The organism is Streptomyces sp. NPDC052020 (assembly GCF_040680575.1).
Classification (GTDB): Bacteria; Actinomycetota; Actinomycetes; order Streptomycetales; family Streptomycetaceae; genus Streptomyces.
In genome coordinates, this window is sequence record NZ_JBFAWY010000010.1 from 214,398 (window position 1) to 240,907 (window position 26,510).

Below are 26,510 nucleotides of genomic sequence, written 5' to 3' on the forward strand. Positions count from 1 at the left end.
TATCCGTACGCGCTCCTGTTTGTCGAGTGCATGCTCGGCGGCGAGGGTGGCGGGAGGGGAACCGCGGGGTTACCGGACGGTAGGTCGCTGGAGTCGCGCACGGAGCGGGCGTAGCCCCCGTCACATTCCGGCCCCCTGGGACGGGGCCGTCCGGTGACGTGCCGCACAGGACGTACGTCACGTACTAGACGGAATAGTGACCGCGGCGAGAACTGCGAAATCGGGCGAAAGCGCCCCGAGTGTTGGCCTATACGCAGGCCTCTGAGCTGCTTTGTCCCGAATGAGAGCTCTGGTGGACCTAGGGAAGTTTTGGGATGAAGTACTAGGAACCGTCGTAGATCACACCTTTGTGGGAGTACGCCCCGGTGGGTTACCAAGGTGAAGGCCCATTCGGCGGACGTCCGTACGCCGGGTGGCTCTCCTTTGTTCCCGTCCCCATGAGGTTCGAATGTTCCCGCGCTCCATGTCCCGTTCTTCCCGTACGTCCCGTATCCGCACCCGTGCGGCCGTGCTGACCGCCGGCCTGGGAGCCTCGGTCGTGCTGGGAGCCGGGGTCGCGGCCGCCGCCGACACCACGGCGACGTCCAGCGTGGCGAGCGCCGTCGAGGCGCAGGCCGCCGCGCAGGCCAAGGCCGCGAAGGCCGCCGATTCCGCGCAGACCGCGCAGGTCGCGAAGGCCGCCGCGAACGCGAAGAAGGCGGCCACCGCCAAGAAGACCGCCGTCACGAAGAAGGCCGCCTCCTGGGTCGACCCGGTGAAGAACTACCGGCTGTCCGCCAGCTTCGCCCAGGCCGGCGGTATGTGGCAGTCCACCCACAGCGGCCAGGACTTCGCCGTGCCGATCGGCACCAGCGTCATGGCCGCGCACGGCGGCACCGTCGTCAAGGCCGGCCCGAACGGCGCCGGTGACGGCCCCGCGTACGGCAACGCCATCGTCATCAAGCACGGCAACGGCACGTACTCCCAGTACGCCCACCTGTCCCGGATCGACGTGAAGGTCGGCCAGGTCGTCACCACCGGCCAGCACATCGCCGCCTCCGGCAACACCGGCAACTCCAGCGGCCCGCACCTGCACTTCGAGATCCGCACCACCCCGAACTACGGTTCGGCCGTCGACCCCGTCGCCTTCCTGCGCTCCAAGGGCGTGACCGTCTGAGGCGACGGCCCCGGCACGATCCCCGGGCGCCCCGGCGCGCCCGGCTGATCGAATCGCACGCGACCCCGAGGTCCGCCCGCGCGGCGGCCCCGGGGTCGCGTCGCTGTGTCGCGCCGGATTCCGCGTGGCCGGGTCAGGGCCGCGCGGGATCGGGTGTCACTGCCCGGGCAGCCGCAGTACCGGGTAGCTGCCGGTGCTGGTCGGCGCGTGTTCCGGCAGCCACAGCACGGCGACCGCGCCCTCGGCCGGCACCTGCCCGGGCGCTCCGGCGGGCCGTACGTTGCGGAAGGTGAGCCGGGCGCCCAGCACCCGGGCCTGTCCGGCCGCGATGGTCAGACCCAGCCCGTGGCCGCGTCCGGCCCGGTCCTCGCTGCCGGTGCGGAAGCGGCTCGGGCCCTCGGCGAGCAGGTCCTCCGGGAAACCGGGGCCGTGGTCGCGGACCCGGATGACACGGCCCTCGACGGTGACCTCGATCGGCGGCCTGCCGTGCCGGGCCGCGTTGGCCAGCAGGTTGAACAGCACCCGCTCCAGGCGGCGCGGATCGGTGGTGACCTCCGACTCGTGCACCACCCGGACCTCCACGCCGGGGTCCTTGGCGGCCACCCGGCGCCTGACGAACTCGCCCAGCATGATGTCCTGCAACTCGGCCCGCTCCGAGGCGCCGTCGAGGCGGGCGACCTCCAGGACGTCCTCCACGAGGGTGCGCATCGCCTTCGCCCGGTCCAGCACCAGCTCGGTGGGGCGGCCGGGCGGCAGCAGCTCGGCCGCGGTCAGCAGCCCGGTCACCGGGGTGCGCAGCTCGTGCGCGATGTCGGCGGTCACCCGGCGCTCCGCCTCCAGCCGCTGCCGCAGCGCGTCGGCCATCGCGTCCACGGCGCTGGCCAGGTCGTCGGTCTCGTCCCGCACCACCCCGCCGAGGGCGTCCCGCACCCGTACCTCGGTCTCGCCCTTGGCGACCCGGTTCGCCGCGGCGGCCGCCCTGCGCAGCCGGCCCGACAGATGCCCGCCGATGAGCACGCCGAGCGCGCTGCCGCCGAGGACGACCGCGATGGAACCGATCACCAGGGCCTGGTCGAGGTCCTTCAGGATGTCGGAGCTGCGGTCGGTGAACCCGGCGTGCAGGGACATCACGTGCCCGTCCTTGAGCGGCACGGCGGCCCAGATGTCCGTCACGCCGTCCGGCCGGTCGGTGACGTACGTCGCGCGCCGCCCGTCCGCGACCTTCCGGCGCAGCTCCGCCGGCAGCGCGGGGTCGTCGATCTGGGCGTTGGGGAAGTTCGCCCGCCCGGACAGGTCGTAGTTGCGCTGGGCGACCAGGATGCGCTCGTCGGCGAGGTCACGGGCGTTGTCCAGCATCGACACCCGGGCCGCGTTGTGCACCACCAGGCTCAGCGCCACCGCGATCAGCGCGCCCACCAGCGCGATGGCGGCACTGAGCTTCCACCGCAGACCGGTGTGGATCCCCGTGCGGACGCCCGCGTGTATCCCCGTACGGACACCCGCCCGAGTGCCCGCGGGGGCCAGACGTGAGGCGCTGACGCGCCGGCCCGAGCGCCGCATACCCCTGCTCAGGCCTTCAACTTGTAGCCGAAGCCGCGGACCGTCTCGATCCGGTCCTGGCCGATCTTGGTCCGCAGCCGCTGCACATGGACGTCCACCACCCGGGTGTCACCGCCCCAGCCGTAGTCCCACACGCGCTCCAGCAGCCGGTCCCGGGAGAGCACCGTGCCCGGCGCGGCGGAGAACTCCAGCAGCAGCCGCATCTCGGTGGGGGTGAGCGCCACCGGCCGCCCCGCCCGGCGCACCTCCATGCCCTCGGTGTCGATCCGGAGGTCGCCGAAGGTGAGCACGCCTCCGTCGTCCGCGCCGGCCGCCTCCCCCCGGTCTGCGCCGCTCGCGTGGCCGAAGCGGCGCAGCACCGCGCGGATCCGCGCCACCAGCACCGCTCCGTCGAACGGCTTGGTCACATAGTCGTCGGCGCCCGCTTCCAGACCGAGCACCACGTCGATGGAGTCGGCCCGCGCCGACAGCATGATCACCGGCACGGTGGACTCGTCGCGGATACGGCGGCACAGGCTGACGCCGTCCAGACCGGGCACCATGACGTCCAGCAGGGCGATGTCCGGCCGGTCGGCGCGGAACGCCTCCAGGCCCGACAGGCCGTCGGGCATCGCGGTGACCGCGAAGCCGACCCGCTCCAGGGCGAGCTGGGTGGCCTCGCGGATGACGTCGTCGTCCTCGACGAACAGGACGTGGGTCTGCTCTGCCATCCCGGTGCTCTCAGTCCTCTGCTTTCGCTGCCGTACGGGTGCCGGTCGCTCCCGGTTCCCCGCGTCACCGGCCGGTCCCGGCCCGCGGGCCGGGACCGGCCGTCCCCGGTCCCCGCTGCCGCGTTCGCCGGTACGACCGGTACATCGGACGCGGGCGCCCGATCGGTTCACCGCCGCTTCCGGCGGTCGGTTCACCACCGCCTCCGGTCCCCGCCGCCGGTCCCGGGGCCCGCCGCTCAGCCGGTGGGCGCGGGCGAGACGTCCGGCCCCACGGCGTTGCCGTAGTCGTTGTGCGTGCGGAACTCCTCGACGAACCGGTCCGAGGACCAGCGGTAGGTCACCACGTTCTCCCCGGACGGACTCGACACGGGGTCGTCCTCCTCGTACACCTGCTTCGTCACCACGAGGTCGCCGCGGTCGATCTCCGCGTAGACCGGGGGCTCCTCGGCCGTGAACACATTCTGGTACCGGCCGCCCTCGCGGCGGTACACGTAACTTCCGACGCCCACCGCGTCACCGCACGTCAGCACGTTGACGACGACATCCTCGGCGGAGCCTCCGGTCAGCGAGCCGTAGGAGACGTCGACGGGGTACTCGTCGGCGACGCACGGCTTCAGCTCGCGCTTGACCTCGGCGGAGACCCGCGGGTCGGCCTTGACCAGCCGGACGGCGTCGACCCGGCCGGGCGACCGCGAGGGACTGGACGAGGGGGAGGCGGCGACACCGGCCACCGGGTCGCCGCGGGCCGGGCCCTCGTCGCGGGCACCGGTGCCGCCCGCCGCGCAGGCGGACAGCGCGAAGACGGCGGCGGCCAGCACGGCCGCCGCCGTACTCGCCGCCCGGAAGGTTCCCCGGCCCCGGGCGAACCCCGTGCCGGTCAGGCCGCGCACCGCTCCCGCTCCTCACGCTCCAGCGCGCGTGCGTCCAGATCGCGGGCCTCCAGCTCCTCGCGGAGCCGGGCGAGCGCCCGGTGCAGCGTGCTCTTGACCGTTCCCGCCGACATGCCGAGGGCGGCGGCCGTCTCCTCCGTGGACATCTGCTCCCAGTGTCGCAGCACCACGACACTGCGCTGCTTCGGGGCGAGCACCTTCAGCACGTCCATCAGCAGGGCCCGGTCGGCGTGCTGCGCGGTGGAGTCGTCCACACAGGCGTCCGGGAGCTGCTCGGTGGGCACCTCCTCCAGCTTCCGCGCCCGCCACCACTCGGTCCGGGTGTTGATCATCACCCGGCGCAGGTAGGCGTCGGCCAGCCGCTTGTCGGCGATGCCGTCCCAGCGGCCGTACGTCCGCGCCAGCGCGGTCTGGAGCAGGTCCTGGGCGTCCACCGGGTCCGGGACCAGGCGCCGCGCGCTGCGCAGCAGCGCGTCCTGCCGGGTGCGCACATACTCCTCGAACTCGAGTACCTCGCCCTGCGCCATGGTGAGCCCCTTCCCCGATCCCCGTTGACACGGCGGGCCGCGCCGCCGCTTCACTGCCTTGGTCCGTGACCGGCGTCCGCACGGTCACGGAACGAAGGTAGGCAAGCGTTGTCACGGCGCTGTCCGAGCCGGGCTGCGGCTGTCCGTCGGCTGTCCGTCGGTTGTGTAACGGAAGTAGGAGCCGGATAAACAGGAGGGGCGATCGAGGTGATTATGGGATGATTTGGGGGCGTCTCGGAGCCGGAGTGCCGTCCCGGAGGCGGGCGGGCGCCGCCGGCACCGGCCGTCCGGCTGTGACCTGGCCGGTCGTCAGGTCAGCGGCAGCCGGTACCGCCCGTCCGGCAGCGGCTCCACCAGCCCGTCCGCGACCAGCCCGTCCAGGGCACGGGCACGCTGGACGGGTTCGTGCCACACCCGGTCCAGCGCCGCCTGCGGGACCGGGCCGGGCGCCTCCCGCAGCACGGCGAGCAGCCGGCCGCGCACCTGGCGGTCCGTGCCCGCGTACGTCTGGCCGCGGCGCGGCGGTCCGTCGTGCTCCGGCTTGCCCGCCAGGCGCCAGGCGCACCGCTCGGCGATCGGGCAGCGGTGGCACGCCTCGTTCTTCGCCGTGCACACCAGCGCGCCCAGCTCCATCGAGGCGGCGGCCCAGCGGGCGGCGGTCCTCTCGTCGTCCGGCAGCAGCGCGCGGGCCAGCCGGCGCTCGGCGGCGGTGGTCGCGTTCGGCGGGTACCGCACGCCGGTGACGGCCCGGGCGAGGACCCGGCGGACGTTGGTGTCCAGCACCGGATGGCGCTGGCCGTAGGCGAAGGAGGCGACCGCCGCGGCCGTGTACTCGCCGATGCCGGGCAGCGCCAGCAGCTGGGCGTGGTCGGCCGGTACGTCGCCGCCGTGCCGCTCCGTTATGGCGACGGCGGCGCCGTGCAGCCGCAGCGCGCGGCGCGGGTAGCCGAGCCGGCCCCAGGCGCGCACGGCCTCGCCGGGGGCCTCGCGGGCGAGGTCGGCGGGGCGCGGCCAGCGGGCCAGCCACTGCTCGTAGACCGGCAGCACACGGTTCACCGGTGTCTGCTGGAGCATGAACTCGCTGACCATCACGCCCCACGCGCCGGCCTCCGGGCGCCGCCACGGCAGGTCGCGGGCGTTCTCGTCGAACCAGTCGATGACGGGGGCGTGCAACGGCTCCCCGAGGGCGCGCTCCGGTACGGGCTCCGCGGAGCGCGCGCCGGGAGCGTCCGGGGCCGGGGCGGCGGGGTCGACGGGTGCGGCGGCGGGGCCGCCGGGCGCGGGCGCGGCGGCGGGCCGGGCGGGCGGACCGGAGTGCGGGGGCTTCGTGGGCGCAGTCATGACCCGTCGATCCTGCCACGGGAGGAGGCCCCGGCGGGCGCACCGCCACCCTGGGAGGGCGCGCCCCCTGACGATCGGCAGGGGCGCCGGACGGCCGTCCGCTTGTAGCGTCGGGGGGATGCGACGCCCTCCCGAACGCCGCCGCGCCGGGCCGGTCTGCCTGCTCTGGGCGGTCCTCGCCCTCCCGGCGCTCACCGCCGACCGGCTCGGGCTGAACGAACCGCGCGCCGCCTGGTGGCTGGCGGCCGGCCTGGCGGTCCTCGCCGTGGCCGTCGGCGTGTCCCGGCGCCGGCCGCTCACGGCGTTCGCGCTGACGGCGGCCCTGAGCCTGGCCGACGCTCCCGCCCTGTTCACCGTCTCCTACGGCCCGGCCCTCGGCGTCTTCGCCCTGCTGCTCGGCCTGCGGGCGGCCGGGGCGCGCGCCGCGGCGGTGTGCTTCGCCTCGGTCGCCGGCGCCGGTATCGCGAGGATCGCGCTCACCGGCGCCGACCCGGCCCCCGAGTTCCTGGTCATGACCGGCACGCTGCTGTTCGGCTGCGTCTTCCCGTGGCTCGGCGGACGCTACTGGCGGCAGAGCCGCCAACTGGCCGAGGCGGGCTGGCTGCGGGCGGCCCGGCTGGAGGACGAGCAGCGGCACGCCGAGGAACGGGCCCGGCTGCGGGAGCGGGCCCGCATCGCTCAGGACATGCACGACTCCCTCGGGCACGAGCTGAGCCTGATCGCCCTGCGGGCCGGCGCCCTCCAGGTCGCCCCCGGCCTCGCCGACGAGCACCGGAGCGCCGCGGCCGACCTGCGGGCCGCCGCCGCCGACGCCACGGAACGGCTGCACCGCATCATCGGCGTCCTGCGGGAGGACGACGAGCCCGTCCCGCTGACTCCGGCGGGCGAGACCGTGGAGCAACTCGTCGCGCGCGCCGCCGAATCGGGGCTCGCGGTGCGCTGGGAGCCGTCCGGCGGCCCCGCGGCCCTGCCGCCCGGCGGGGTCGCCGAGCGGCTGCTGCACCGGGTGGTGCGCGAGGCGCTGACCAACGCGGCCCGGCACGCGCCGGGCGCCCCCGTCGTCGTCGCGGTCGGCCGGAAGGGCCCCGACGCCGTCGTGACCGTCACCAACGGCCGTGCCACCGGGGAGGGTTCCCGCTCCTCGGGCGGCTCGGGACTGCTCGGCCTGCGGGCCGCCGTCACCGCGGCCGGCGGCGACTTCGAGGCGGGGCCGCACGGCGAGGGCTTCCGGGTTCGCGCCCGGGTGCCCGCGCGGCAGTCCCGCACCGCGCCCGCGCCCCGGGAGGCCCGTCCCGCGGCGGCTCCCCTCACCCGCGCCCGCCGCCGCGTCGCCCTCGGCCTGGGGGCCGCCGCCGGCGCGGGCGCCGTCCTGGTGGGCGCGGCCTTCGGCTGGTACGCCTACACGGAGACGCGTTCGGTCCTGGAGCCGAGCGCGTTCGCCGGGCTGCGCCTGGGCGCCCCGGCCGGCGAGGTCGCGCGCGTCCTGCCGGACGGGGAGGTCCACGACCCGCCCGCCGACCGCGCGCCCGCCCCGCCGGCGGGCACCACCTGCCGCTACTACCGGTCGAGCGGCGAACTCCTGGTCTCCGTCGACCACTTCAGACTCTGTTTCGACGACAAGGGCCGCCTGGCCGCCAAGGACGTGATCCCGCGCGTGGGCCCGTCCGGCGAAGGGCGCGAGGAACTCAGGGAGATGTCACGGTGATCCGGGTCCTGCTGGCCGACGACGAGGCGATGGTGCGGGCCGGGGTGCGGGCCATCCTGGCGAGCGGCGGCGAGAGCGAGGTGGTCGCGGAGGCGGGCGACGGCCGCGAGGCGGTCGGCCTGGCCCGCGCCCACCGCCCGGACGTGGCCCTGCTCGACATCCGCATGCCGCGCCTGGACGGCCTGGCGGCGGCGGAGGAGATCGTCCGGACCGTCCCCGGCACGGCGGTCGCGATGCTGACCACCTTCTCCGAACGCATGTACGTGGCCCGCGCGCTCTCCGGGGGCGCCACGGGGTTCCTGCTGAAATCCGGGGATCCGTACGAACTGATCGCGGGCGTGCGGGCGGTGGCCGGCGGCGCCGCCTTCCTGTCACCGAAGGTGGCCCGGTACGTCGTCGAGGACCTGGGCGGGGAGGGCGGCGGCCGGCTCGCCCGCGAGGCACGGGCGCGCGCCCGCGTGGCACGGCTCAGCCCGCGCGAGCGCGAGGTGCTCGGCCTGGTCGGCGCCGGCCTGTCCAACCCGGAGATCGCCGCCCGCCTGCACCTCGTCGAGGGCACGGTGAAGGCGTACGTCAGCGCGGTCCTGGACCGGCTGGAGGTACGCAACCGGGTGCAGGCGGCGATCGTGGCGTACGAGGCCGGGCTCGTGGAGTCCTGACCGCGCACCGGAGACCGGCACGTGCCCGTCGGGCCGGAGGCGCCCGCCGGGGCGGCCGGCGGGCGCGTCGTCTCAGCGGCGCCGGTCCCAGTGCTATCGCGCCGGGCGGCGGGGGCGTGCGGCGCGGGCGTGCGTCTCAGCGGTGCCGGGCCGGGCGGCGGGGTGTGCCGTGCGACGGGACGCGCGCCGGGCCGGGACCGGTCAGCCACCGCGGGACCGGCGCCGAGGAGGCGCGCATCGACTCGGCCAGTCTCGTCATCGGGCGTATGCCCAGGCGGACGGCCAGGACGGCGACGACCGCGCCGAGCAGGAGCCCGGCGGCCACGTCGTGCGGATAGTGGACGCCGACGAAGACGCGGGAGAAGGCCATGAGCAGGGCGAGCGGAACCGTCAGCCACACGATCAGGCGCCGGGCCAGGGCGAGCGCGAGGGCGGCGCCGCCCGCGATCGTGGCGTGATTGCTGGGGAAGGACCAGTCGCCGTGCGGCGGGCAGGCCGCCAGGGACGGGGCGGCCTCGGCGACCGCCCGGCACGGACGCTCCTCGGTGACCACCGACTTGAGCAGTTCACTGCACACATACGCCACGGCCGTGGCCACGGGGGCGAGCACCGTGATCGCGAACGCGCGGGTGTCGGCGTGCCGCGACCGCCACCACGCGGCGGCGAACAGCGCGGCGAACAACAGCAGTCCGGCCTCCGTGCCTATCTCCGCCGAGTGCTGGACCCACGGGGGAGAGTCGCGGGCGAGGTCGGTGACGACGCGGTACAGCTCGGTGTCGACGAAGTCCATGTTCACGGACGGTAGGTGGCCCGCCGATTCGGTCACAGACCGCGATCGTCAGGTGCCGCACCTGACGAAAGACAGGGATGACGGGGCGGCAAGCGGAATGATGATCCGGAAAACTTGTGACCCGGACGGCGGGTGTGACCGGGCAAGCCGCCGATCTCTCGTACAGTTTTCGCGTGGGATCTCTGCGCAATCCTGTCGGGCCGCTTCCCTCCACCATCTACTGGCGCCGGAGGGTTGTACTGCTGTCCGTGATCGCCCTGTTGGCGCTGCTGATCACCTGGATCGTCACCGCCGGCGGCGGAGGCGGCGGCGACGGCCGGCAGGACGGCGCGAACGGCAAGAACCCCGCGCCCTCCATCACTCCCGGCCCCTCGGGTTCCGGGCCGGCGATAAGCCAAGCGCCGGGCGGCCGCGACGAGTCGGGGTCCGGGGACCCCGGCGGCACGGGTGACGGGACCGGGTCCGGTGACGGCTCGGGCTCCGGTACGGGCTCCGGGGGCGCCGCCGGTCCGGGCGGCTCCGGCGGCACGGCCGGCGGGGGCGCGCCGACCGGCCCGTCCGCCGGTGTCGGCGCGGGAGACGCGCTGCCGGCCGGGTCCGGCCTGCCGGACTGCACCGCGGACGCGGTCAGGCTGAGCGTGCGCAGCGTCCGCAACACCTACGAGCCGGGCCAGACGCCCGCCTTCGACCTGACCGTGCGCAACACCTCGGGAAGCGACTGCAAGGTCGATCTCGGGCCGAAGCAGGCGGTGCTGACGATCACTCAGGCGAGCGCCGACGAACCGTTCTGGTCGTCCGCCGACTGCCCGAAGAACGCCGCGAGCCTGCTGTTCCGGGTGCCCGCCGACGGCGGCATCACCTACACCGTGAAGTGGGACCGCAAGCCGAGCGCCCCCGAGTGCGGGAAGCGCCCGGCGGGCTCGGCCCGGGCCGGGACGTATCTGGTGGAGGCCAAGGCGCCGGGACTGGCGAAGGTGCGGACGTCGTTCGTGCTGGAGAACGACTGACGGACCGGCGGCCCGCCCGCGGATGCCCTCCGGCGGGCGCGGCCCACCGCGCGTCAAGGGCGATGCCCGCCGGCACGCGCGCGTGCCGGACCCCGCCGGCCCGGCGTGATCCGAACGGAAGAACCTAGACGTACCGTTCCAGGATCGAGCTCTCCGCCAGCCGCGACAGCCCCTCCCGAACGCTGCGCGCCCGGGCCTCGCCGACGCCGTCCACGGTCTGGAGGTCGTCCACGCTGGCGGCCAGCAGCTTCTGCAGCCCGCCGAAGTGCTCCACGAGCCGGTCGATGATCGCGCCCGGCAGCCGCGGCACCTTGGCCAGCAACCGGAAGCCGCGCGGCGACACCGCCGAGTCGAGCGTCTCGGGGGAGCCGGTGTAGCCCAGCGCACGCGCCACCGTCGCCATTTCGAGCAGCTCGGCGTGGGACAGCTTGTCCAGCTCGGCGAGGGCCTCCTCCACCGTGCGGGACCGCTTGGCGGTCGGCTCGGGCACGTAGTCCCGCACCACCAGCTCCCGCTCCGGCTCCACACCGGCGATCAACTCGTCGAGCTGGAGGGCGAGCAGCCGCCCGTCGGTGCCCAGTTCCACCACGTACTCGGCGATCTCCGTGGCGATCCGGCGCACCATCTCCAGGCGCTGCGCGACCGCCGAGACGTCCCGGACGGTCACCAGATCCTCGATCTCCAGCGCCGACAGCGTGCCCGCGACCTCGTCGAGACGGAGCTTGTAGCGCTCCAGCGTGGCCAGCGCCTGGTTGGCGCGCGACAGGATCGCCGCGGAGTCCTCCAGAACGCGGCGCTGCCCGTCGACGTACAGGGCGATCAGGCGCATCGACTGCGAGACGGAGACCACGGGGAAGCCGACCTGCTTGCTGACCCGGTCCGCCGTGCGGTGCCGGGTGCCCGTCTCCTCGGTGGGGATCGTCGCGTCGGGCACGAACTGCACGCCCGCGCGGAGGATCTTCGACAGATCCGAGGAGAGCACGATGCCGCCGTCCAGCTTGCACAGCTCGCGCAGCCGGGTCGCGGTGAACTCGACGTCCAGCACGAAGCCGCCCGTGCACATCGCCTCGACGGTCTTGTCGGAGCCGAGCACGATCAGACCGCCGGTGTTGCCGCGGAGCACGCGCTCCAGGCCGTCACGCAGGGGCGTGCCGGGCGCCACGGCGCTCAGCGAGGCGCGCATCAGGCCATCGGAACCGGCACTCCCACCGGACTTTCCGGGAGCCGCTGCCCGGTCGTTGGCTGCCACTGCACTCCTCCGGTCGCAGGTTCTGGGGCGCTCCCGTGTCGCGCACTCGGTTCGTACGGACGGGCGAGACCAGGGCAAAGTCTACCGGCGGTCCTCCGCCTCCCGGGGGGCCTCTCGGCGACGGGAGCGCGGGAGGACCCGCAGGGCGTCCCCTATGTCCGCCACTTCCAGCACCTTCATCCCGGCCGGGACCTTCCCCGGGTCGCCCGGCACCAGGGCGTGCGTGAAGCCCAGGCGGTGGGCCTCGGCGAGCCGCCGCTGCACGCCCGTGACCCGTCTCACCTCGCCCGCCAGGCCGACCTCGCCGATCGCGACGAGGTTCTTCGGCAGCGGGGTGTCGCTCGCCGCGCTCGCCAGCGCCAGGGCGACGGCCAGGTCCGCGGCCGGCTCCGACAGTTTCACCCCGCCGACCGTCGCGGAGTAGATGTCCCTCTTGCCCAGGGCGCTGATGCGGCCGCGCTGCTCCAGCACCGCCAGCATCATCGACACCCGGGACGTCTCCAGGCCGGACGTGGTGCGCCGGGGGGAGGGGATCTGCGAGTCGACCGTGAGCGCCTGCACCTCGGCCACCAGCGGGCGGCGGCCCTCCAGGGTGACGGTCAGGCAGGTGCCGGGCACCGGCTCGGCGCGGCGGGTGAGGAAGAGGCCGCTGGGGTCGGCCAGGCCCGTGATGCCCTCGTCGTGGAGCTCGAAGCAGCCGACCTCGTCGGTGGCGCCGTAGCGGTTCTTGACACCCCGTACGAGCCGGAGGCGGGCGTGGCGGTCGCCCTCGAAGTGGAGGACGACGTCGACCAGGTGCTCCAGCAGGCGGGGGCCGGCGATCGCCCCGTCCTTGGTGACGTGGCCCACCAGCAGGGTGGACATGCCGCGCTCCTTGGAGGCGCGGATCAGGGCGCCGGCCACCTCGCGGACCTGGGCCATGCCGCCGGGGGCGCCGTCGATCTCGGGGGAGGCCACCGTCTGCACGGAGTCGAGGACCAGCAGGGACGGCTTCACGGCGTCCAGGTGGCCGAGCACCGCCGCGAGGTCGGTCTCCGCCGCCAGGTACAGATGGTCGTCGATGGCGTTGATGCGGTCGGCGCGCAGCCGGACCTGGCTCGCCGACTCCTCGCCCGTGACGTAGAGGGTCCGGTGCTCCTCGCTCGCCGACTTCGCCGCCACGTCGAGCAGCAGCGTGGACTTGCCGACGCCCGGCTCGCCCGCGAGCAGGACCACCGCGCCGGGGACCAGCCCGCCGCCCAGGACGCGGTCCAGCTCCGGCACGCCGGTGGGGCGGGCGGTGGCCTGGCGGCCGTCGACCTGGCCGATGGGGAGCGCGGAGGTGGTGACCCGCCCCGGCGCCGTCGTACGGACCGCGGGCGCGCCGTACTCCTCGACCGTCCCCCAGGCCTGGCACTCGGGGCAGCGGCCGAGCCACTTGGCCGTCTGCCAGCCGCACTCGGTGCAGCGGTAGGACGGCCGGTCCTTGGTGGTCTTCGTACGGGCAGCCATGACGCACACCGTAACCGCCGCCACTGACAGCGCGGGCCCCGCCGGCGGGCGGCCCCTCGCCCCTTTGCGCCGCGCGGGGCGGGAAACCGGCAGGAACCGGGCTCCGGCCGCGCGGACGGGCCGGCGGAACAGAAGGTTCCTGTCCCCTTATGAGGGATCGTTTCACCCGTACGAATTAAAAGCGTCCAATCCGCCAGATCGCGCCACCCTTATCCCCCTACGGTCACCGGGTGATGAGCAGCAGTCCGCAGACCATGACCCGCACGACCGGCGCACACCGGGCGCACCGGGACGCGCGTGACCGCGCCGCGGCGCGCACGCTGGCCCAGCGGCCCCGCGCGCCGTACGAGCCGTACGAGCCGTACCTGGACGGCCTGTTCACCTACTGCCTGTCCGTGCTGTGCGACCACGACACCGCGATCGCCGCCCTGGGCGACGCCCTGGTCTTCGCCGAGCGGCGCGGCCGGCGCGGCCCGGAGGACGCCGCGGACCACCGGGCGTGGCTGTACGCGCTCGCCCGCTGGGTGTGCCTGCGGAAGCTGGCCGAGGCCAAGCGGAAACGGCGGCGCGGCCACGCGGCGGACCGCCCCGGCGACGGCCGCCGGCGCGGGGCGCGGCAGCCCGCCGGGCCGCCGCCCCTGTCCGAGGAGGTCCAGGCGCAGCGGCGCCGCGAACTGGCCGTGCTGGCCTGGCCGGAGGCCGCCGGCACCACGCCCGAGCAGCGCGAGGCCCTGGAGCTCGCCGTGCGCCACCACCTGACCGCCCGCGAGGTCGCCGCCGTCCTCGGCCGGGACCCGGTGGCCACCCGTGACCTGCTGGCCTGCGCCGCCTGCGAGGTGGAGCGCACCCGCGCCGCCCTCGCCGTCGTCGAGACGGGTTCCTGTCCCGGCGTCGCCCGCCTCACCGGCGACGCCCAGTTCGTGCTCGGCGCGGCCCTGCGCCAGGAACTGGTGCGGCACGTCGACGACTGCCCGCGCTGCCGCCGCACCGCCGAACGCGTGACCCCCGACCGCTGGCCGGGCACCACCGTCACCCCCGCCGAGCTGCCCGTCCTCCCGGCGCCCCGCGCGGCCCTGCACGCCGCCATGGTCCACCTCCCGCGCGCCCGGAGCGCCTCCCCCCGCTTCGACCGGCGCGGCTTCCCGATGGACCCCAAGGACCGGGCCGCCCGGCGGGACCGGCTGCGCGCCCGCGCCGTCACCACCACCGTGGTCGCCACCGTCGTCGCCGCCCCCGTGCTCGCGGTCTGGGCGGCCTACCGGGCCACGCCGGTCGGCGAGGGCGAGGAAAGCCGCGCGGCCAGTGCCGGCGAGGGCCACGGCCACGACGGCCGGGACGGCGAGGGGGCGGGCGGACCCGAGGAGACGGGGGACGCCGGAAGCGCGCCCGGCACCCGCTTCGGCCAGGACGGCGGGGCCGATGTCGCCGTGGCGGTCGTCGGCGTCACGGGCGCCGCGGAGCAGCGGACGGGTGGGCTGGAGGTGTCGGCCGCCGGCCGGGGCGACACCACGCTGATCACCCTGACGGCGACCGGCCGCGCCCCCGTGAACTGGTCCGCCGCCACCGACGTGCCCTGGCTCTATCTGAGCCGGTCGTCGGGGATCCTGCGGCCCGGCGAGTCCGTGACCCTCCAGGTGTACGTCGATCATCTGCGCGAGCCGTCGGGGCCCTGGAGCGCGCGGGTCACGGTCTCGCCCGTGGGTGCCGTCGTCTCCCTCCGGGGCTACGGCACGGCGCCCAGCGCCACGAGCCCCGGCCGCCCGGCCCCGCGCCCCAGCGGCCCCGCGCGCCCGCCGGTCCCGGACCCGGCCCCGCCGACCTCGGCACCGCCCGCGCCGGAGCCGAGCACCCCGCCGCCCTCGGCGCCCGCCCCGGACCCCACGCCCACCGGTCCGCCGCCGACCGAGGGCACCGGCGGCTCACCGCCGCCGCCACCGCCGGGCGACGGCGGCGGTCAGGGCCCGGTCACGCCGTAGCCGCAGCCGTGCCGTACACCGTGTGCCGTGCGGGGCGAGGCGGCCGCGGACCGGCCCGTCAGTCCTCCGGGACGACCGGACGGGCCGGGTCCGGACGGGCCGGGTCCGCCGGATGCGGCGCCAGCAGCGGCAGCCGGGACGCCAGCCGCTCCTCGCACAGCTCGGCCAGGCGGTCGTAGCCGGCCTTGCCCATCAGCTCCGTCAGCTCGGCCCGGTAGGAGACGTACACCGGCTCGCCCGCGCCGTGCGCCGAGGTCGCCGAGGTGCACCACCAGTGCAGGTCGTGGCCGCCCGGGCCCCAGCCGCGCCGGTCGTACTCGCCGATCGACACCTGGAGCACGCGCGTGTCGTCGGGCCGGTCGATCCACTCGTACGTCCGCCGGATCGGCAGTTGCCAGCACACGTCCGGCTTGGTCTCCAGCGGCTCACGGCCCTCGCGCAGGGCGAGGATGTGCAGCGAGCAGCCCGCGCCGCCGGCGAAACCGGGGCGGTTCTGGAAGATGCACGAGCCCTGGTACGGGCGGGTCTGCCGGGAGCCCTCGTCGTCCTCGGAGACCCAGCCGTTCCGGGTGCCCTCGTCGTGGTGCTGCCAGATGTCCGGCGTGAGCCTGGCCACATGCCCGGCGACCCGCTCCTCGTCGTCCTCGTCGGAGAAGTGAGCGCCCAGGGAGCAGCACCCGTCGTCTGCGCGGCCCGCCTGGATGCCCTGGCAGCCACTGCCGAAGACGCAGTTCCACCGGGAGGTCAGCCAGGTCAGGTCGCAGCGGAAGACCTGCTCGTCATCGGCCGGGTCGGGGAACTCCACCCAGGCGCGCGCGAAGTCCAGGCCCTTCTCGTCGTCCACCGGCGGCCGCGCCGGTACCGCCACCGGGGCGCCCGGGCCCCCCTTCGGCTCCTCCGGCGCGGCCGCCGGCGAAGAACCCTCGGCGATCCCGGCCTTCTTGGCCTTTTTATCCGTCTTGTCGTTCTTCGCCTTTTTCGTCTTTGGCACGTGTCCAGGGTAAGTGGCCCGGGCGCGCGGACGGCACCGCCCGGGAGCCGGTCGCCGGGACGGCTCCGGGCGCTGCGGGGCGCGCCGCCCGCAGTAGCGTTCCCCCCATGAGACTCGGTGTCCTCGACGTGGGTTCGAACACGGTGCATCTGCTGGTGGTGGACGCGCACCCCGGCGCGCGCCCGCTGCCCGCGTACTCGTACAAGGCGGAACTGCGGCTGGCCCAGCTCCTCGACGACCAGGGGGCGATCGGCCCCGGCGGCGTCGACCGGCTGGTCTCGACCGTCCGGGACGCGCTCCAGGCCGCCGAGGACAAGGGCGTCGAGGACCTGCTGCCGTTCGCCACCTCCGCCGTGCGCGAGGCCCGCAACGCCGACGAGGTCCTCGCGCGCGTGCGGGCCGAGACGGGCGTGGAGCTGACGGTCCTCAGCGGCGCGGAGGAGGCCCGCCTCACCTTCCTCGCCGTCCGCCGCTGGTTCGGCTGGTCCGCGGGGAAGCTGCTCGTCCTCGACATCGGCGGCGGCTCCCTGGAGATCGCCTACGGCATCGACGAGGAGCCCGACGCGGCCGTGTCGCTGCCGCTGGGCGCGGGCCGCCTGACCGCCGCCTGGCTGCCCGGCGACCCGCCCGCCCCGGAGGACATACGGGCGCTGCGCCGCCATGTCCGTACGGAGATCGCCCGCACCGTCGGCGAGTTCAGCCGCTTCGGCGCCCCCGACCACGTGGTCGCCACCTCCAAGACCTTCAAGCAGCTGGCCCGGATCGGCGGCGCCGCCCGCTCCGCGGAGGGCCTGTACGTCCAGCGCGAGCTGAAGCGGGCGTCGCTGGAGTCGTGGGTGCCGCGGCTGACCGGGATGACCACGGCCGAGCTCGCCGAGCTGCCCGGCGTCTCCGCGGGCCGGGCCGGCCAGCTGCTGGCCGGGGCGCTGGTCGCCGAGGGGGCGATGGACCTGTTCGGCGTGGAACGCCTGGAGATCTGCCCGTGGGCGCTGAGGGAGGGCGTGATCCTGCGCCGGCTGGACCACATGGTGTCGGCCTGAGACCACCCTGGCCGGGGCCACCCGGGGCCACCCGAGACCACCCGGGGCCGATGCCCTCCCCGGCGGTCCGGGACCGACGCCCTCCCCGGCGGTCCGGGGCCGACGCCCTCCCCGGCGGTCCGGGGCCTGGCTCCCCCGGCGGTCCGGGGCCTGGCTCCCCCGGCGGTCCGGGGCCGGGCTCTCCCCGGCGGTCCGGCCGTCCGCCGCCTATGGCGAACGCCACAACCCCCGCCGGGGGGCCCGCGTTCCGCCGACCGCACCCCGTAACCTGTCCCCATGGCAGAGCCCGTCGTGCGCATCCCGGATGCGAAGGTCGCCCTGTCGACGGCCTCGGTCTATCCGGAGTCGACGGCGACGGCCTTCGAGATCGCCGCGCGCCTCGGATACGACGGCGTCGAGGTCATGGTGTGGACCGACCCGGTCAGCCAGGACATCGAGGCGCTGCGCAGGCTCAGCGACTACCACGGCATTCCGGTCCTGGCCGTCCACGCGCCCTGTCTGCTCATCACGCAGCGCGTGTGGACCACCGATCCGTGGATCAAGCTCCAGCGCGCCCGCGCGGCGGCCGAGAAGCTCGGCGCCTCGGCGGTCGTCGTGCACCCGCCCTTCCGCTGGCAGCGGCAGTACGCCCGCGACTTCGTCAGCGGAATCTGGCGGATGGCGGACGAGACGGATGTGCGGTTCGCCGTCGAGAACATGTACCCGTGGCGTTACCGCGACCGCGAGATGCCGGCGTACGCCCCAGACTGGGACGTGACCCGGGACGACTACCGGCACTTCACGATCGACCTCAGCCACACCGCCACGGCCCGCGCCGACGCGCTGGCGATGGTGGACCGCATGGGCGACCGCCTCGGCCACGTCCACCTCGCCGACGGCCGGGGTTCGGCCAAGGACGAGCACCTGGTCCCCGGCCGGGGCACCCAGCCCTGCGCGGAGGTCCTAAAGCGTCTCGCCCTCAACGGCTTCGACGGCCACGTCGTGATCGAGGTCAACACCCGCCGCGCGATGTCGAGTGCCGAGCGCGAGGCCGACCTGGCGGAGGCCCTGGCCTTCACCCGGCTCCACCTGTCCTCGGCGGCGCGGGTGCCGCGCCGGTGAGCGGCGCAAGGCCGGGCCGGGCGGCCCCGGAGCCGATCACCACGCGGGTCGTGCCGGTCGTACGGGGACCCCGCACGCGCCGCTGACCTGCGCGCCCGCCACCGCCCGCGGAACGCGCGTTTCGCATTCCGGACACCCTGTCCCGAAGCCTGGATGACCGGCGTACGCTCGTGGACAGTCAGAAATCCGCCGGCCCGCCGGCGGAACTCTCCGAAGGAGCGAGCGACGATGCCCGAGCTGAGGTCCCGCACAGTCACCCACGGCCGCAACATGGCGGGCGCCCGCGCCCTTATGCGTGCCTCCGGTGTACCGGGCGCGGACATCGGCCGTAAGCCGATCATCGCCGTCGCCAACAGCTTCACCGAGTTCGTGCCCGGCCACACCCACCTGGCGCCGGTCGGCCGGATCGTCAGCGAGGCCGTCAAGGCGGCCGGCGGCATCCCGCGCGAGTTCAACACGATCGCCGTCGACGACGGCATCGCCATGGGCCACGGCGGCATGCTCTACTCCCTGCCCTCCCGCGACCTGATCGCGGACAGCGTGGAGTACATGGTCGAGGCCCACTGCGCCGACGCCCTGATCTGCATCTCCAACTGCGACAAGATCACCCCGGGCATGCTCAACGCCGCCCTGCGGCTGAACATCCCCACCGTCTTCGTCTCCGGCGGCCCGATGGAGTCCGGCCGGGCCACGCTCGTCGACGGCACGGTCCGCACCCTCGACCTGGTCGACGCCATGGTGGAGGCCGCCAACGACAAGGTCTCCGACGCCGACGTCCTGCGCATCGAGGAGAACGCCTGCCCGACCTGCGGCAGCTGTTCCGGCATGTTCACCGCCAACTCGATGAACTGCCTCACCGAGGCGCTCGGCCTCTCCCTCCCGGGCAACGGCTCGGTCCTGGCCACCCACACGGCCCGCAGGGCGCTGTACGAGAACGCGGCCCGCACGGTCATGGACCTGACCCGCCGCTACTACGAGCAGGACGACGACTCCGTCCTCCCGCGCTCCATCGCCACCTTCGCCGCGTTCGAGAACGCCATGGCGCTCGACATCGCGATGGGCGGCTCCACCAACACGATCCTGCACCTGCTGGCCGCCGCCCAGGAGGCGGGCGTCCCCTTCGGCCTGACCGAGATCGACGCCCTCTCGCGCCGCGTGCCCTGCCTGGCGAAGGTCGCCCCGAACGTCGCCAAGGACCGCACGTACTACATGGAGGACGTGCACCGCGCCGGCGGCATCCCGGCCCTGCTCGGCGAACTGCACCGCGCGGGCCTGCTCAACGAGGACGTCCACGCCGTCCACAGCCCGTCCCTGGCCGACTGGCTCAAGACCTGGGACGTCCGCGGCGGCTCCCCGTCGCCGGATGCCGTCGAGCTGTGGCACGCGGCCCCCGGCTGCGTCCGCTCCGCCGAGGCGTTCTCCCAGTCCGAGCGCTGGGACACCCTCGACCAGGACGCCGAGAACGGCTGCATCCGCTCCGCCGAGCACGCCTACTCCAAGGACGGCGGCCTGGCGGTGCTGCGCGGCAACCTCGCCGTCGACGGCTGTGTCGTGAAGACGGCCGGCGTCGACGAGTCCGTCTGGACCTTCGAGGGCCCGGCGGTGGTCTGCGAGTCGCAGGAGGAGGCCGTCGAGAAGATCCTCACCAAGCAGGTCCAGGAGGGCGACGTCGTCGTCATCCGCTACGAGGGCCCCAAGGGCGGCCCGGGCATGCAGGAGATGCTCTACCCGACGTCGTACCTGAAGAGCCGCGGCCTCGGAAAGGCGTGCGCGCTGGTCACCGACGGCCGTTTCTCCGGCGGCACCTCGGGCCTCTCGATCGGCCACGCCTCCCCGGAGGCCGCCTCCGGCGGCACCATCGCCCTCGTCGAGAACGGCGACCGCATCCGCATCGACATCCCGAACCGCTCCATCGAGCTGCTGGTCGACGAGGCCGAGCTGGCCCGCCGCGAGCAGGCCCTGAACGGCGTGTACGCGCCGAAGGACCGCGACCGCAAGGTCTCGGCGGCCCTGCGGGCGTACGCCGCGATGGCGACCAGCGCCGACAAGGGCGCGGTGCGGGACGTCAGCAAGCTGGGCTGACCCCCGTCCGCATGGGCTGACCCCCGTCCACAGGTGAAGGGCCGTCCCCGTGACGGCCCTTCGCCGTGCGCGCGCGGACCCGGCGGGACGCGGACGGACGCGGGTGGTCGCGCCCGTGCGGGACGCGCGTCACCAGGACGACGGATCGCTCCCGTCCACGGCGAAGACGGTGCCGTCGGGAGCGGCGCCGTAGACGTGGCCGAGGGCGAGGACGGGCTCGGGCAGGGAGGCGGAGACCCGGTCGGACCGGGCGCCGAGCCGCGCGGCGGTCTGGCCGACGAGCCTGCCGTCACCGGCGTCGACGGCGAGGAGACGGCCGTCGGGGGCGGTGAGGTAGACATGGCGGCCGTCGGCGACCGGCGCGGAAGCCCGGGCCGCCCCCGTCTCCAGGCTCCACCGCTGCCGCCCGGCCGCCAGGTCGACGGCGATGAGCGATCCGCCCGCCCCCGTGAGGTACACGACGTCCCCGCGCACGGTGCCGTGCGCCCGCTCCAGCGGGACGGGCAGCGCCACCCGCCGCACCTCACGGGTGCCCGGCGCATAGCGCACCACGGCCCTCGCCTCGCCGTAGACGGGACCGGCGGAGACGAAGACCGGGGACCCGCTCCGCACGCCGACGAGCCTCAGCGTCCCCGCCAGCCGCGCGTCCCACCGCACCTCACCGGTGCCCGGGTCCACCGCCGTGACCCGGGTGCGCGACCCGTCCGCGGACACGCTCGTCGCGTACGCCAGCGGGTCCCCCGCGAAGGAGTCGAAGTACGGAGACTCATGGCCCGGTATCCGGCGGCTCCACACGGTGTCGCCCGAGGCGCCGTCCACCCCGGTGACCCGCCCGCCGGCCCCCGTGAGCAGAAGCGTTCCGCCGACGATCCGCAGACCGCCGTACTCGGGCGCCTCCCGCCGCCACACCGGCCGGCCGGAGGCCGGATCGAGCGCCTCCAGACCACGGCCCCCGTCCGGCGAGGGCTGTACGAGGCCGCCGGCGACGACCGGCGGCCCGCCGCGCGGCGCCCGGGACACGGCGTGCCGCCACAGCACGGAGCCGTCGAGGGGATCGAGGGCGAACACCAGCCCCGGGCGCGCGCACAGCAGCCTTCCCGCGCCGTACGCGCACTGCGGGGCGCCCCATCCCGACGCCGGCGCCGTCGCCCAGGTGCCGAAACGGTCCGCCGTGGAGCGCGGGGCCGGACTCCCGGGAGCGGCGGTGGAGCTGTCGAGCAGCGGGACGGAGGCGAGCGCGCCGAGCACGGCCAGCCCGAGCGCTCCGCTCATCAGCACCGCCCGCTTGCCCGGCCGCCTGCCCGCCCGCGGTACCGGCTCACCCGCGCCGGGCCCCGGAACGGGCGCGTCGTCCGCCCCCGCACCGGACCCCGGACCGGCGGGCGTGTCCTCCGCACCGGCCCGGGGCGCCGGGACGAAGGGCTGCGTGTCGTAGGAGGAGGCCACCGACCGCAGCTCGCGCATCAGCTGGTCGGGGGTCGGCCGCTCACCGGGCTCCTTGGCCAGGCACCGCCGCACCAGGGGAGCGAGTTCGCCGGGTACGCCGGTCAGATCGGGCTCGTCGTGGACGACCTGGTAGGCGACGACGTACGGGCTGTCGGAGTCGAACGGCCCGCGCCCGGTCGCGGCGTGCACCAGCACCGACCCGAGCGCGAACACATCGGCCGCGGGACCCACCTCCCGCGGCCGGCGGAACTGCTCGGGCGCCATGAACGGCGGCGTGCCGATCAGCTTGCCCGTCTCCGTGCGCAGCTCGCTGTCGGCCGGCCGGGAGATCCCGAAGTCGATGACCTTCGGCCCGTCCTCGGAGAGCAGCACGTTGCTCGGTTTCAGATCCCGGTGCACGACCCCGACACGGTGGATGTCGCGCAGTGCCTCGGCGAGCCCGGTCATCAGGCGGCGCAGCTGCGCCGCCTCCATGGGCCCGTTCCGCTTCACATGCTCCGACAGGGTTTCCCCGGGGACGAACAGTGTGGCCATCCACGGCCGCCGGGCCTCCGGATCGGCGTCCACGACGGGCGCGGTGAAGGCACCGCTGACCCGCCGAGCCGCCGCCACCTCCTGCCGGAACCGCCCTCTGAACTCGGGATCCTCGGCGAACTCGGCATGGACGACCTTCACCGCCAGCTTCCTGCCCGAGGAGCTGCGGGCCAGGTGCACGACCCCCATGCCGCCCGACCCCAGAACGGACTCCAGCCGATAGTGCCCGGCATATTCCGGAAGTTCCGCTTCCGTACTGGCTCCAGCGTTGTGCGATGCCGCCATGGGACCACCCCCGTGCTGTCCGTCCGCGCGCGACGCTCGGAGCCTAATCGATGACTCGAACGGGACCGAGGCGGCTTGCTAGCCTCCGTGTGCGAGCCGTGAACTCCTGTGCCGCGGCGTGCCGCGCGGGAATCACGGGATCACGGGAATCAGCGGGCCCATCACCGGCATGGGCCCCACGGGGGAGGTTGTGCCATGTCCGTCGACCATGCCGCGAAGACCGAAGGCGGGAGCGAGCCGGAGGCCGTCACCACCACTACGGCGGCGGCCACGGCCCTGCGCTACTACGCGGTCGCCCCGGGCGTCCGCCTCAACGTGCGCAGCGGCCCCGGCACGGGCTACCCGATCGTCCGGGTGCTGCCGGTGGGGGCCAAGGTCCCGATCTTCTGCCAGGCCCCGGGCACGTGGGTCACGGGCCCGTACGGCACCTCGAACATCTGGGACAACATCGACGACGGCGAGTACGTCTCGGACAGCTACCTCCAGACCGGCAGCGACGGCTACATCCGCCCCCGCTGCGCCTGACGCCGCCCCGAGCCCGCGGCCGGTCCCCGTCCCCGGCGCCATAATCGACCCGTGAGCGCAGAGAACGGCACCCCGGGCGCCCCCGCGGGCTCCCCGCCCCCCACCGGCCCCCGCCCGGAGCCCATCCGGTTCTTCGGCACCACCTGGGTGGACCACGGCAACGGCTACGCCGCCCGCCGCGCCGCCGTGTCCGCGGGCTCCCTCGTCCTGGCGGCCGCCTCCTGCCTCGTCCTGCGCGTCGCCTACCAGGGGCTCCGGCTCGCCGACGTCGGCGGCCTCGTCGAGCTGCTCATGGTGGTGATGTTCGCGGTCTGCGGCGCCCTGGCCTTCCGCCACACCTGGGCCGGCTTCACCAGCCGCCCCGACCCCGAACGCCAGGCGTCCCTGCGGGGCCTGCTGGCGATCGGTTTCATCGGCTCCCTCCTCGCCTACTTCTGCCGCAGCCTCACCGAGGCCCCCGGCGAGAAGCTGCACCGGGCCGAGTACGAGCGGGCCCGCGCCCGGCACGACAAGCGCACCACCCGCCGCTCGGGCAGCCCCACCAGGAAGCGCCGCCGCTCCTGACCGGCCGGACCCCCGCACCCCCGCACCCCGCGCGTCCCGCCCACCGGACATCCGCCCCCCTCCGCGCCCTCCGGTGCGAGGATGAACGCGACGACGCAACTCCCGGAGGGCACCCCCAGCCATGACCCAGAAAGTCGCAGTCCTCGGCACCGGCAAGATCGGCGAAGCCCTGCTCAGCGGAATGATCCGAGCGGGCTGGGCCCCGGCCGACCTCCTGGTCACCGCCCGCCGCCCGGAGCGCGCCGACGAACTCCGCGCCCGCCACGGAGTCACCCCGGTCACCAACGCCGAGGCCGCCAAGATGGCCGACACCCTGATCCTCACGGTCAAACCGCAGGACATGGGCACCCTCCTCGACGAACTCGCCCCGCACGTCCCCGCCGACCGCCTGGTCATCAGCGGCGCGGCCGGCGTGCCCACCGCCTTCTTCGAGGAGCGCCTCACCCCGGGCACCCCGGTCGTCCGCGTCATGACGAACACCCCCGCCCTCGTCGACGAGGCGATGTCCGTCATCTCCGCCGGCGGCCACGCCACCGCCGAGCACCTCGCCCACGCCGAGGAGATCTTCGGCGCCGTCGGCAAGACGCTGCGCGTCCCCGAGTCCCAGCAGGACGCCTGCACCGCCCTGTCCGGCTCCGGCCCGGCCTACTTCTTCTACCTGGTCGAGGCCATGACCGACGCCGGCATCCTGCTCGGCCTGCCCCGCGACAAGGCCCACGACCTGATCGTCCAGTCCGCCATCGGCGCCGCGACGATGCTGCGCGACAGCGGCGAACACCCGGTCAAGCTCCGCGAGAACGTCACCTCGCCCGCCGGCACCACCATCAGCGCCATCCGCGAACTGGAGAACCACGGCGTCCGGGCCGCCCTCATCGCCGCCCTGGAAGCCGCCCGTGACCGCAGCCGCGAACTCGCCTCCGGCAACAACGGCTGACCCCGCCCGCAGGGGCGGCGGCAAGGCTCCGACGCGGGGGCAGGGCTCGGCACCCCGCGTCGCGCCTCGCCGCCGGCCGCGGCCCGCCTACCGCGCGGCGCCGGGCCCGGCCCCCGCGTCGGAGAGGGCCGGCAACAGCCCGATCGCGCGATAGGCGGCGTCCACGGTCGGCCGCGCCATCGCCCGCGCCTTCTCCGCGCCCTCGCGCAGCACCCCGTCCAGATAGCCGGGGTCCGCGCACAGCTCCTGGTGCCGCGCCCGCAAGGGCCGGAGCACCTCGACCACGGCCTCCGCGGTGTCCTTCTTCAGGGCGCCGTACGAGTCGTACGCACCACTCAGCTCCGAGGGGTCCCCGCCCGTGCAGGCGGCCAGGATCTCCAGCAGGTTCGCCAGCCCGGGCCGGGCCCGCCGGTCGTACACGACCTCCCGCCCGCTGTCGGTGACCGCCCGCATGACCTTCTTGCGCACCACGTCCGGTTCGTCGAGCAGATAGACGATCCCCGGCCCGGGATCGTCGCTCTTGCCCATCTTCGACGTCGGCTCCTGAAGGTTCATCACCCGGGCCGCCACCCGCGGAAGCGTCGCCCGCGGCACCACGAACGTGTGCCCGTACCGCTGGTTGAACCGCACGGCCAGGTCCCGCGCCAGCTCCACGTGCTGGGCCTGGTCGTCCCCCACCGGCACCTCGTCGGCCCCGTAGGCCAGGATGTCCGCCGCCATCAGCACGGGGTACGTCAGCAGCGACAGCCGCACGCTCCCCCCGCGCTCCCGCTCCCGCACGGCCTTCTCCTTGTACTGGATCATCCGCCGCATCTCTCCGTCGGTCGCCACGCACTCCAGCAGGTACGACAGCCGCGCGTGCTCGTCCACATGGCTCTGTACGAACACGGTGCACAGCCGCGGGTCCAGCCCCGCCGCCAGCAGCAGCGACGCCCCCTGCCGGCTGAGCCTGCGCACCCGCGCGGGATCGTGGTCCACGGTCAGCGCGTGCAGATCGACGATGCAGAACAGCGCGTCCGCCCGGTGCTGGTCCACCGCCGCCCACTGCCGCATGGCCCCCAGGTAGTTCCCCAGCGTCAGGTGCCCGGTCGGCTTGATCCCGCTGAAGACGCGCGTCATCTCTCCACCTCCTGGTCGGGGCCGCCGCCATCCGGTGGCCGCCCCCCCCCCCGGAGGGAGATGCGAAAACGGCCGCCGAAGCGGCGGCCGTGAGTGCATACGTGAGGACGGCCGCCGTCAGGCGGCCCACCACTGAAGGGTGCACGTACGCGTCGTCATGCCCTCCACCGTACGCCTCCCGAGGGCATCGGACCCAGAGGTTGACACGCCCAGCTCCCATGCGTACTGTTCTCCGAGTTGTCCGACGTGAGCGCCGATCTTGGTCGGTCCCCGGACAGCCATTCCACGAGTACCACCCCTCTCTCGACGTCGGTCGTTTCTGACGTCGTGCTGTCGGCGTGCGTATTAACGGAATGAGGAATCCCGTTCGAAAGGACGCGGCCCCCGATTAGCTCGGGAGCCGGGAATCCGCTAAAGTCTCACTCGTCGGAACGGCCCAACGGCCGGGAAGGCAGCCCACTCTGACTGGGAATCAGGCCCGAAAGGATCTGATAGAGTCGGAACCGCCGGAAAGGGAAACGCGAGAGCGGGAACCTGGAAAGCACCGAGGAAATCGGATCGAGAAAAGATCTGATAGAGTCGGAAACACCGAAGGGAAGCGCCCGGAGGAAAGCCCGAGAGGGTGAGTACGAAGGAAGCGTCCGTTCCTTGAGAACTCAACAGCGTGCCAAAAGTCAACGCCAGATATGTTGATACCCCGTCCATCGGATCACCGATGGTCGAGGTTCCTTTGAAAAACACAGCGAGGACGCTGTGTGCGAGGGGACTATTCCTCCTCTCGCACCGCTCTCGTGGTGTACACCGGCTGAATTAATTTTCTGGCCGAGT

Annotated in this window: 22 protein-coding genes; 11 read left to right on the forward strand and 11 right to left on the reverse strand. The window is 74.4% G+C overall.

Translation table 11 applies throughout. The features are described 5' to 3' along the window. The first annotated feature begins 448 nt into the window (after positions 1-448). Positions 449-1,156: a M23 family metallopeptidase gene (locus AB0L74_RS13610; protein WP_365649993.1), complete on the forward strand. Its 708-nt coding sequence runs from the start codon at positions 449-451 to the stop codon at positions 1,154-1,156. Positions 1,157-1,312: 156 nt separating this feature from the next. Here the strand turns inward: AB0L74_RS13610 and cseC are convergent, their stop codons facing one another. The 5 genes from cseC to AB0L74_RS13635 all read right to left on the reverse strand — a co-directional run bounded on the left by cseC (position 1,313) and on the right by AB0L74_RS13635 (position 6,184). Further along, positions 1,313-2,716, reverse strand: coding sequence for a two-component system sensor histidine kinase CseC (gene cseC, locus AB0L74_RS13615; RefSeq protein WP_365649996.1), 1,404 nt, complete (start codon positions 2,714-2,716; stop codon positions 1,313-1,315). Between the two features lie 8 nt (positions 2,717-2,724). Beyond that, on the reverse strand, positions 2,725-3,426 hold the full coding sequence (gene cseB / locus AB0L74_RS13620) for a two-component system response regulator CseB (RefSeq protein WP_365649999.1): 702 nt from the start codon (positions 3,424-3,426) through the stop codon (positions 2,725-2,727). A gap of 236 nt (positions 3,427-3,662) precedes the next feature. Then, positions 3,663-4,316 carry a hypothetical protein gene (locus AB0L74_RS13625; protein ID WP_365650002.1) on the reverse strand — a complete coding sequence of 218 codons (654 nt, stop codon included), beginning with the start codon at positions 4,314-4,316 and terminating at the stop codon, positions 3,663-3,665. Further along, positions 4,304-4,843 carry a SigE family RNA polymerase sigma factor gene (locus tag AB0L74_RS13630; RefSeq protein ID WP_365650005.1) on the reverse strand — a complete coding sequence of 180 codons (540 nt, stop codon included), beginning with the start codon at positions 4,841-4,843 and terminating at the stop codon, positions 4,304-4,306. Before AB0L74_RS13630 ends, AB0L74_RS13625 begins: the two co-directional genes overlap by 13 nt. 309 nt (positions 4,844-5,152) lie before the next feature. Continuing rightward, positions 5,153-6,184 (reverse strand): A/G-specific adenine glycosylase, encoded by a 1,032-nt coding sequence (locus AB0L74_RS13635; RefSeq protein ID WP_365650008.1) that lies wholly within the window; start codon positions 6,182-6,184, stop codon positions 5,153-5,155. Between the two features lie 118 nt (positions 6,185-6,302). Here AB0L74_RS13635 and AB0L74_RS13640 point away from each other — a divergent pair, with 118 nt between their 5' ends. Beyond that, entirely contained in the window at positions 6,303-7,889 is a 1,587-nt protein-coding gene (locus tag AB0L74_RS13640; protein WP_365650011.1) for a histidine kinase, read from the forward strand. Beyond that, positions 7,886-8,548, forward strand: a complete 663-nt coding sequence (locus tag AB0L74_RS13645) for a response regulator transcription factor (RefSeq protein ID WP_365650015.1) — start codon at positions 7,886-7,888, stop codon at positions 8,546-8,548. Before AB0L74_RS13640 ends, AB0L74_RS13645 begins: the two co-directional genes overlap by 4 nt. A gap of 136 nt (positions 8,549-8,684) precedes the next feature. Here AB0L74_RS13645 and AB0L74_RS13650 read toward each other — a convergent pair whose 3' ends face one another. Next, positions 8,685-9,338, reverse strand: coding sequence for a phosphatase PAP2 family protein (locus tag AB0L74_RS13650; protein WP_365650018.1), 654 nt, complete (start codon positions 9,336-9,338; stop codon positions 8,685-8,687). A 173-nt stretch (positions 9,339-9,511) separates the two neighbouring features. Here AB0L74_RS13650 and AB0L74_RS13655 point away from each other — a divergent pair, with 173 nt between their 5' ends. Further along, positions 9,512-10,345, forward strand: a complete 834-nt coding sequence (locus AB0L74_RS13655; RefSeq protein WP_365650021.1) for a hypothetical protein — start codon at positions 9,512-9,514, stop codon at positions 10,343-10,345. A 124-nt stretch (positions 10,346-10,469) separates the two neighbouring features. Here AB0L74_RS13655 and disA read toward each other — a convergent pair whose 3' ends face one another. Together disA and radA are read right to left on the reverse strand one after the other, a co-directional pair. Beyond that, the gene (gene disA, locus AB0L74_RS13660) at positions 10,470-11,594 is read right to left on the reverse strand and encodes a DNA integrity scanning diadenylate cyclase DisA (protein WP_164396984.1); all 1,125 of its coding nucleotides are present in this window, start codon (positions 11,592-11,594) and stop codon (positions 10,470-10,472) included. A gap of 81 nt (positions 11,595-11,675) precedes the next feature. Continuing rightward, the gene (gene radA / locus AB0L74_RS13665; protein ID WP_365650025.1) at positions 11,676-13,085 is read right to left on the reverse strand and encodes a DNA repair protein RadA; all 1,410 of its coding nucleotides are present in this window, start codon (positions 13,083-13,085) and stop codon (positions 11,676-11,678) included. Between the two features lie 233 nt (positions 13,086-13,318). Between radA and AB0L74_RS13670 the strand changes: the two genes are divergently transcribed. Further along, positions 13,319-15,061, forward strand: coding sequence for a hypothetical protein (locus AB0L74_RS13670; RefSeq protein WP_365650028.1), 1,743 nt, complete (start codon positions 13,319-13,321; stop codon positions 15,059-15,061). Between the two features lie 58 nt (positions 15,062-15,119). Here AB0L74_RS13670 and AB0L74_RS13675 read toward each other — a convergent pair whose 3' ends face one another. Continuing rightward, complete coding sequence (locus tag AB0L74_RS13675) at positions 15,120-15,929, reverse strand: hypothetical protein (protein WP_365650089.1); 810 nt, start codon at positions 15,927-15,929, stop codon at positions 15,120-15,122. A gap of 230 nt (positions 15,930-16,159) precedes the next feature. Between AB0L74_RS13675 and AB0L74_RS13680 the strand changes: the two genes are divergently transcribed. From AB0L74_RS13680 to ilvD, 3 genes are all read left to right on the forward strand, one after another. Next, positions 16,160-17,092, forward strand: coding sequence for a Ppx/GppA phosphatase family protein (locus AB0L74_RS13680; RefSeq protein WP_365650031.1), 933 nt, complete (start codon positions 16,160-16,162; stop codon positions 17,090-17,092). 276 nt (positions 17,093-17,368) lie between these two features. Further along, complete coding sequence (locus AB0L74_RS13685) at positions 17,369-18,193, forward strand: sugar phosphate isomerase/epimerase (protein ID WP_365650034.1); 825 nt, start codon at positions 17,369-17,371, stop codon at positions 18,191-18,193. Between the two features lie 228 nt (positions 18,194-18,421). After that, a complete protein-coding gene (ilvD, locus tag AB0L74_RS13690) occupies positions 18,422-20,275 on the forward strand; it encodes a dihydroxy-acid dehydratase (RefSeq protein WP_365650037.1) in 1,854 nt (617 codons plus the stop codon). A gap of 129 nt (positions 20,276-20,404) precedes the next feature. Here the strand turns inward: ilvD and AB0L74_RS13695 are convergent, their stop codons facing one another. Then, positions 20,405-22,540 (reverse strand): PQQ-binding-like beta-propeller repeat protein, encoded by a 2,136-nt coding sequence (locus tag AB0L74_RS13695; RefSeq protein WP_365650040.1) that lies wholly within the window; start codon positions 22,538-22,540, stop codon positions 20,405-20,407. A gap of 195 nt (positions 22,541-22,735) precedes the next feature. Here AB0L74_RS13695 and AB0L74_RS13700 point away from each other — a divergent pair, with 195 nt between their 5' ends. From AB0L74_RS13700 to proC, 3 genes are all read left to right on the forward strand, one after another. Next, the gene (locus AB0L74_RS13700; RefSeq protein WP_365650043.1) at positions 22,736-23,065 is read left to right on the forward strand and encodes an SH3 domain-containing protein; all 330 of its coding nucleotides are present in this window, start codon (positions 22,736-22,738) and stop codon (positions 23,063-23,065) included. A 51-nt stretch (positions 23,066-23,116) separates the two neighbouring features. Further along, positions 23,117-23,629, forward strand: a complete 513-nt coding sequence (locus AB0L74_RS13705; protein ID WP_365650046.1) for an EamA/RhaT family transporter — start codon at positions 23,117-23,119, stop codon at positions 23,627-23,629. A gap of 121 nt (positions 23,630-23,750) precedes the next feature. Next, complete coding sequence (proC, locus tag AB0L74_RS13710; RefSeq protein WP_365650048.1) at positions 23,751-24,563, forward strand: pyrroline-5-carboxylate reductase; 813 nt, start codon at positions 23,751-23,753, stop codon at positions 24,561-24,563. 87 nt (positions 24,564-24,650) lie between these two features. Here proC and trpS read toward each other — a convergent pair whose 3' ends face one another. Further along, complete coding sequence (gene trpS, locus AB0L74_RS13715; RefSeq protein WP_365650051.1) at positions 24,651-25,682, reverse strand: tryptophan--tRNA ligase; 1,032 nt, start codon at positions 25,680-25,682, stop codon at positions 24,651-24,653. Positions 25,683-26,510 lie beyond the last annotated feature (828 nt).

Excerpts from the sequence above, each read along its gene's own strand:
- AB0L74_RS13610 (WP_365649993.1), top strand. The coding sequence starts at position 449 with ATGTTCCCGCGCTCCATGTCCCGTTCTTCCCGTACGTCCCGTATCCGC.
- cseC (WP_365649996.1), bottom strand. The coding sequence starts at position 2,716 with ATGCGGCGCTCGGGCCGGCGCGTCAGCGCCTCACGTCTGGCCCCCGCG.
- cseB (WP_365649999.1), bottom strand. The coding sequence starts at position 3,426 with ATGGCAGAGCAGACCCACGTCCTGTTCGTCGAGGACGACGACGTCATC.
- AB0L74_RS13630 (WP_365650005.1), bottom strand. The coding sequence starts at position 4,843 with ATGGCGCAGGGCGAGGTACTCGAGTTCGAGGAGTATGTGCGCACCCGG.
- AB0L74_RS13635 (WP_365650008.1), bottom strand. The coding sequence starts at position 6,184 with ATGACTGCGCCCACGAAGCCCCCGCACTCCGGTCCGCCCGCCCGGCCC.
- AB0L74_RS13640 (WP_365650011.1), top strand. The coding sequence starts at position 6,303 with ATGCGACGCCCTCCCGAACGCCGCCGCGCCGGGCCGGTCTGCCTGCTC.
- AB0L74_RS13650 (WP_365650018.1), bottom strand. The coding sequence starts at position 9,338 with ATGGACTTCGTCGACACCGAGCTGTACCGCGTCGTCACCGACCTCGCC.
- radA (WP_365650025.1), bottom strand. The coding sequence starts at position 13,085 with ATGGCTGCCCGTACGAAGACCACCAAGGACCGGCCGTCCTACCGCTGC.
- AB0L74_RS13670 (WP_365650028.1), top strand. The coding sequence starts at position 13,319 with ATGAGCAGCAGTCCGCAGACCATGACCCGCACGACCGGCGCACACCGG.
- AB0L74_RS13680 (WP_365650031.1), top strand. The coding sequence starts at position 16,160 with ATGAGACTCGGTGTCCTCGACGTGGGTTCGAACACGGTGCATCTGCTG.
- AB0L74_RS13685 (WP_365650034.1), top strand. The coding sequence starts at position 17,369 with ATGGCAGAGCCCGTCGTGCGCATCCCGGATGCGAAGGTCGCCCTGTCG.
- ilvD (WP_365650037.1), top strand. The coding sequence starts at position 18,422 with ATGCCCGAGCTGAGGTCCCGCACAGTCACCCACGGCCGCAACATGGCG.
- AB0L74_RS13695 (WP_365650040.1), bottom strand. The coding sequence starts at position 22,540 with ATGGCGGCATCGCACAACGCTGGAGCCAGTACGGAAGCGGAACTTCCG.
- AB0L74_RS13700 (WP_365650043.1), top strand. The coding sequence starts at position 22,736 with ATGTCCGTCGACCATGCCGCGAAGACCGAAGGCGGGAGCGAGCCGGAG.
- proC (WP_365650048.1), top strand. The coding sequence starts at position 23,751 with ATGACCCAGAAAGTCGCAGTCCTCGGCACCGGCAAGATCGGCGAAGCC.
- trpS (WP_365650051.1), bottom strand. The coding sequence starts at position 25,682 with ATGACGCGCGTCTTCAGCGGGATCAAGCCGACCGGGCACCTGACGCTG.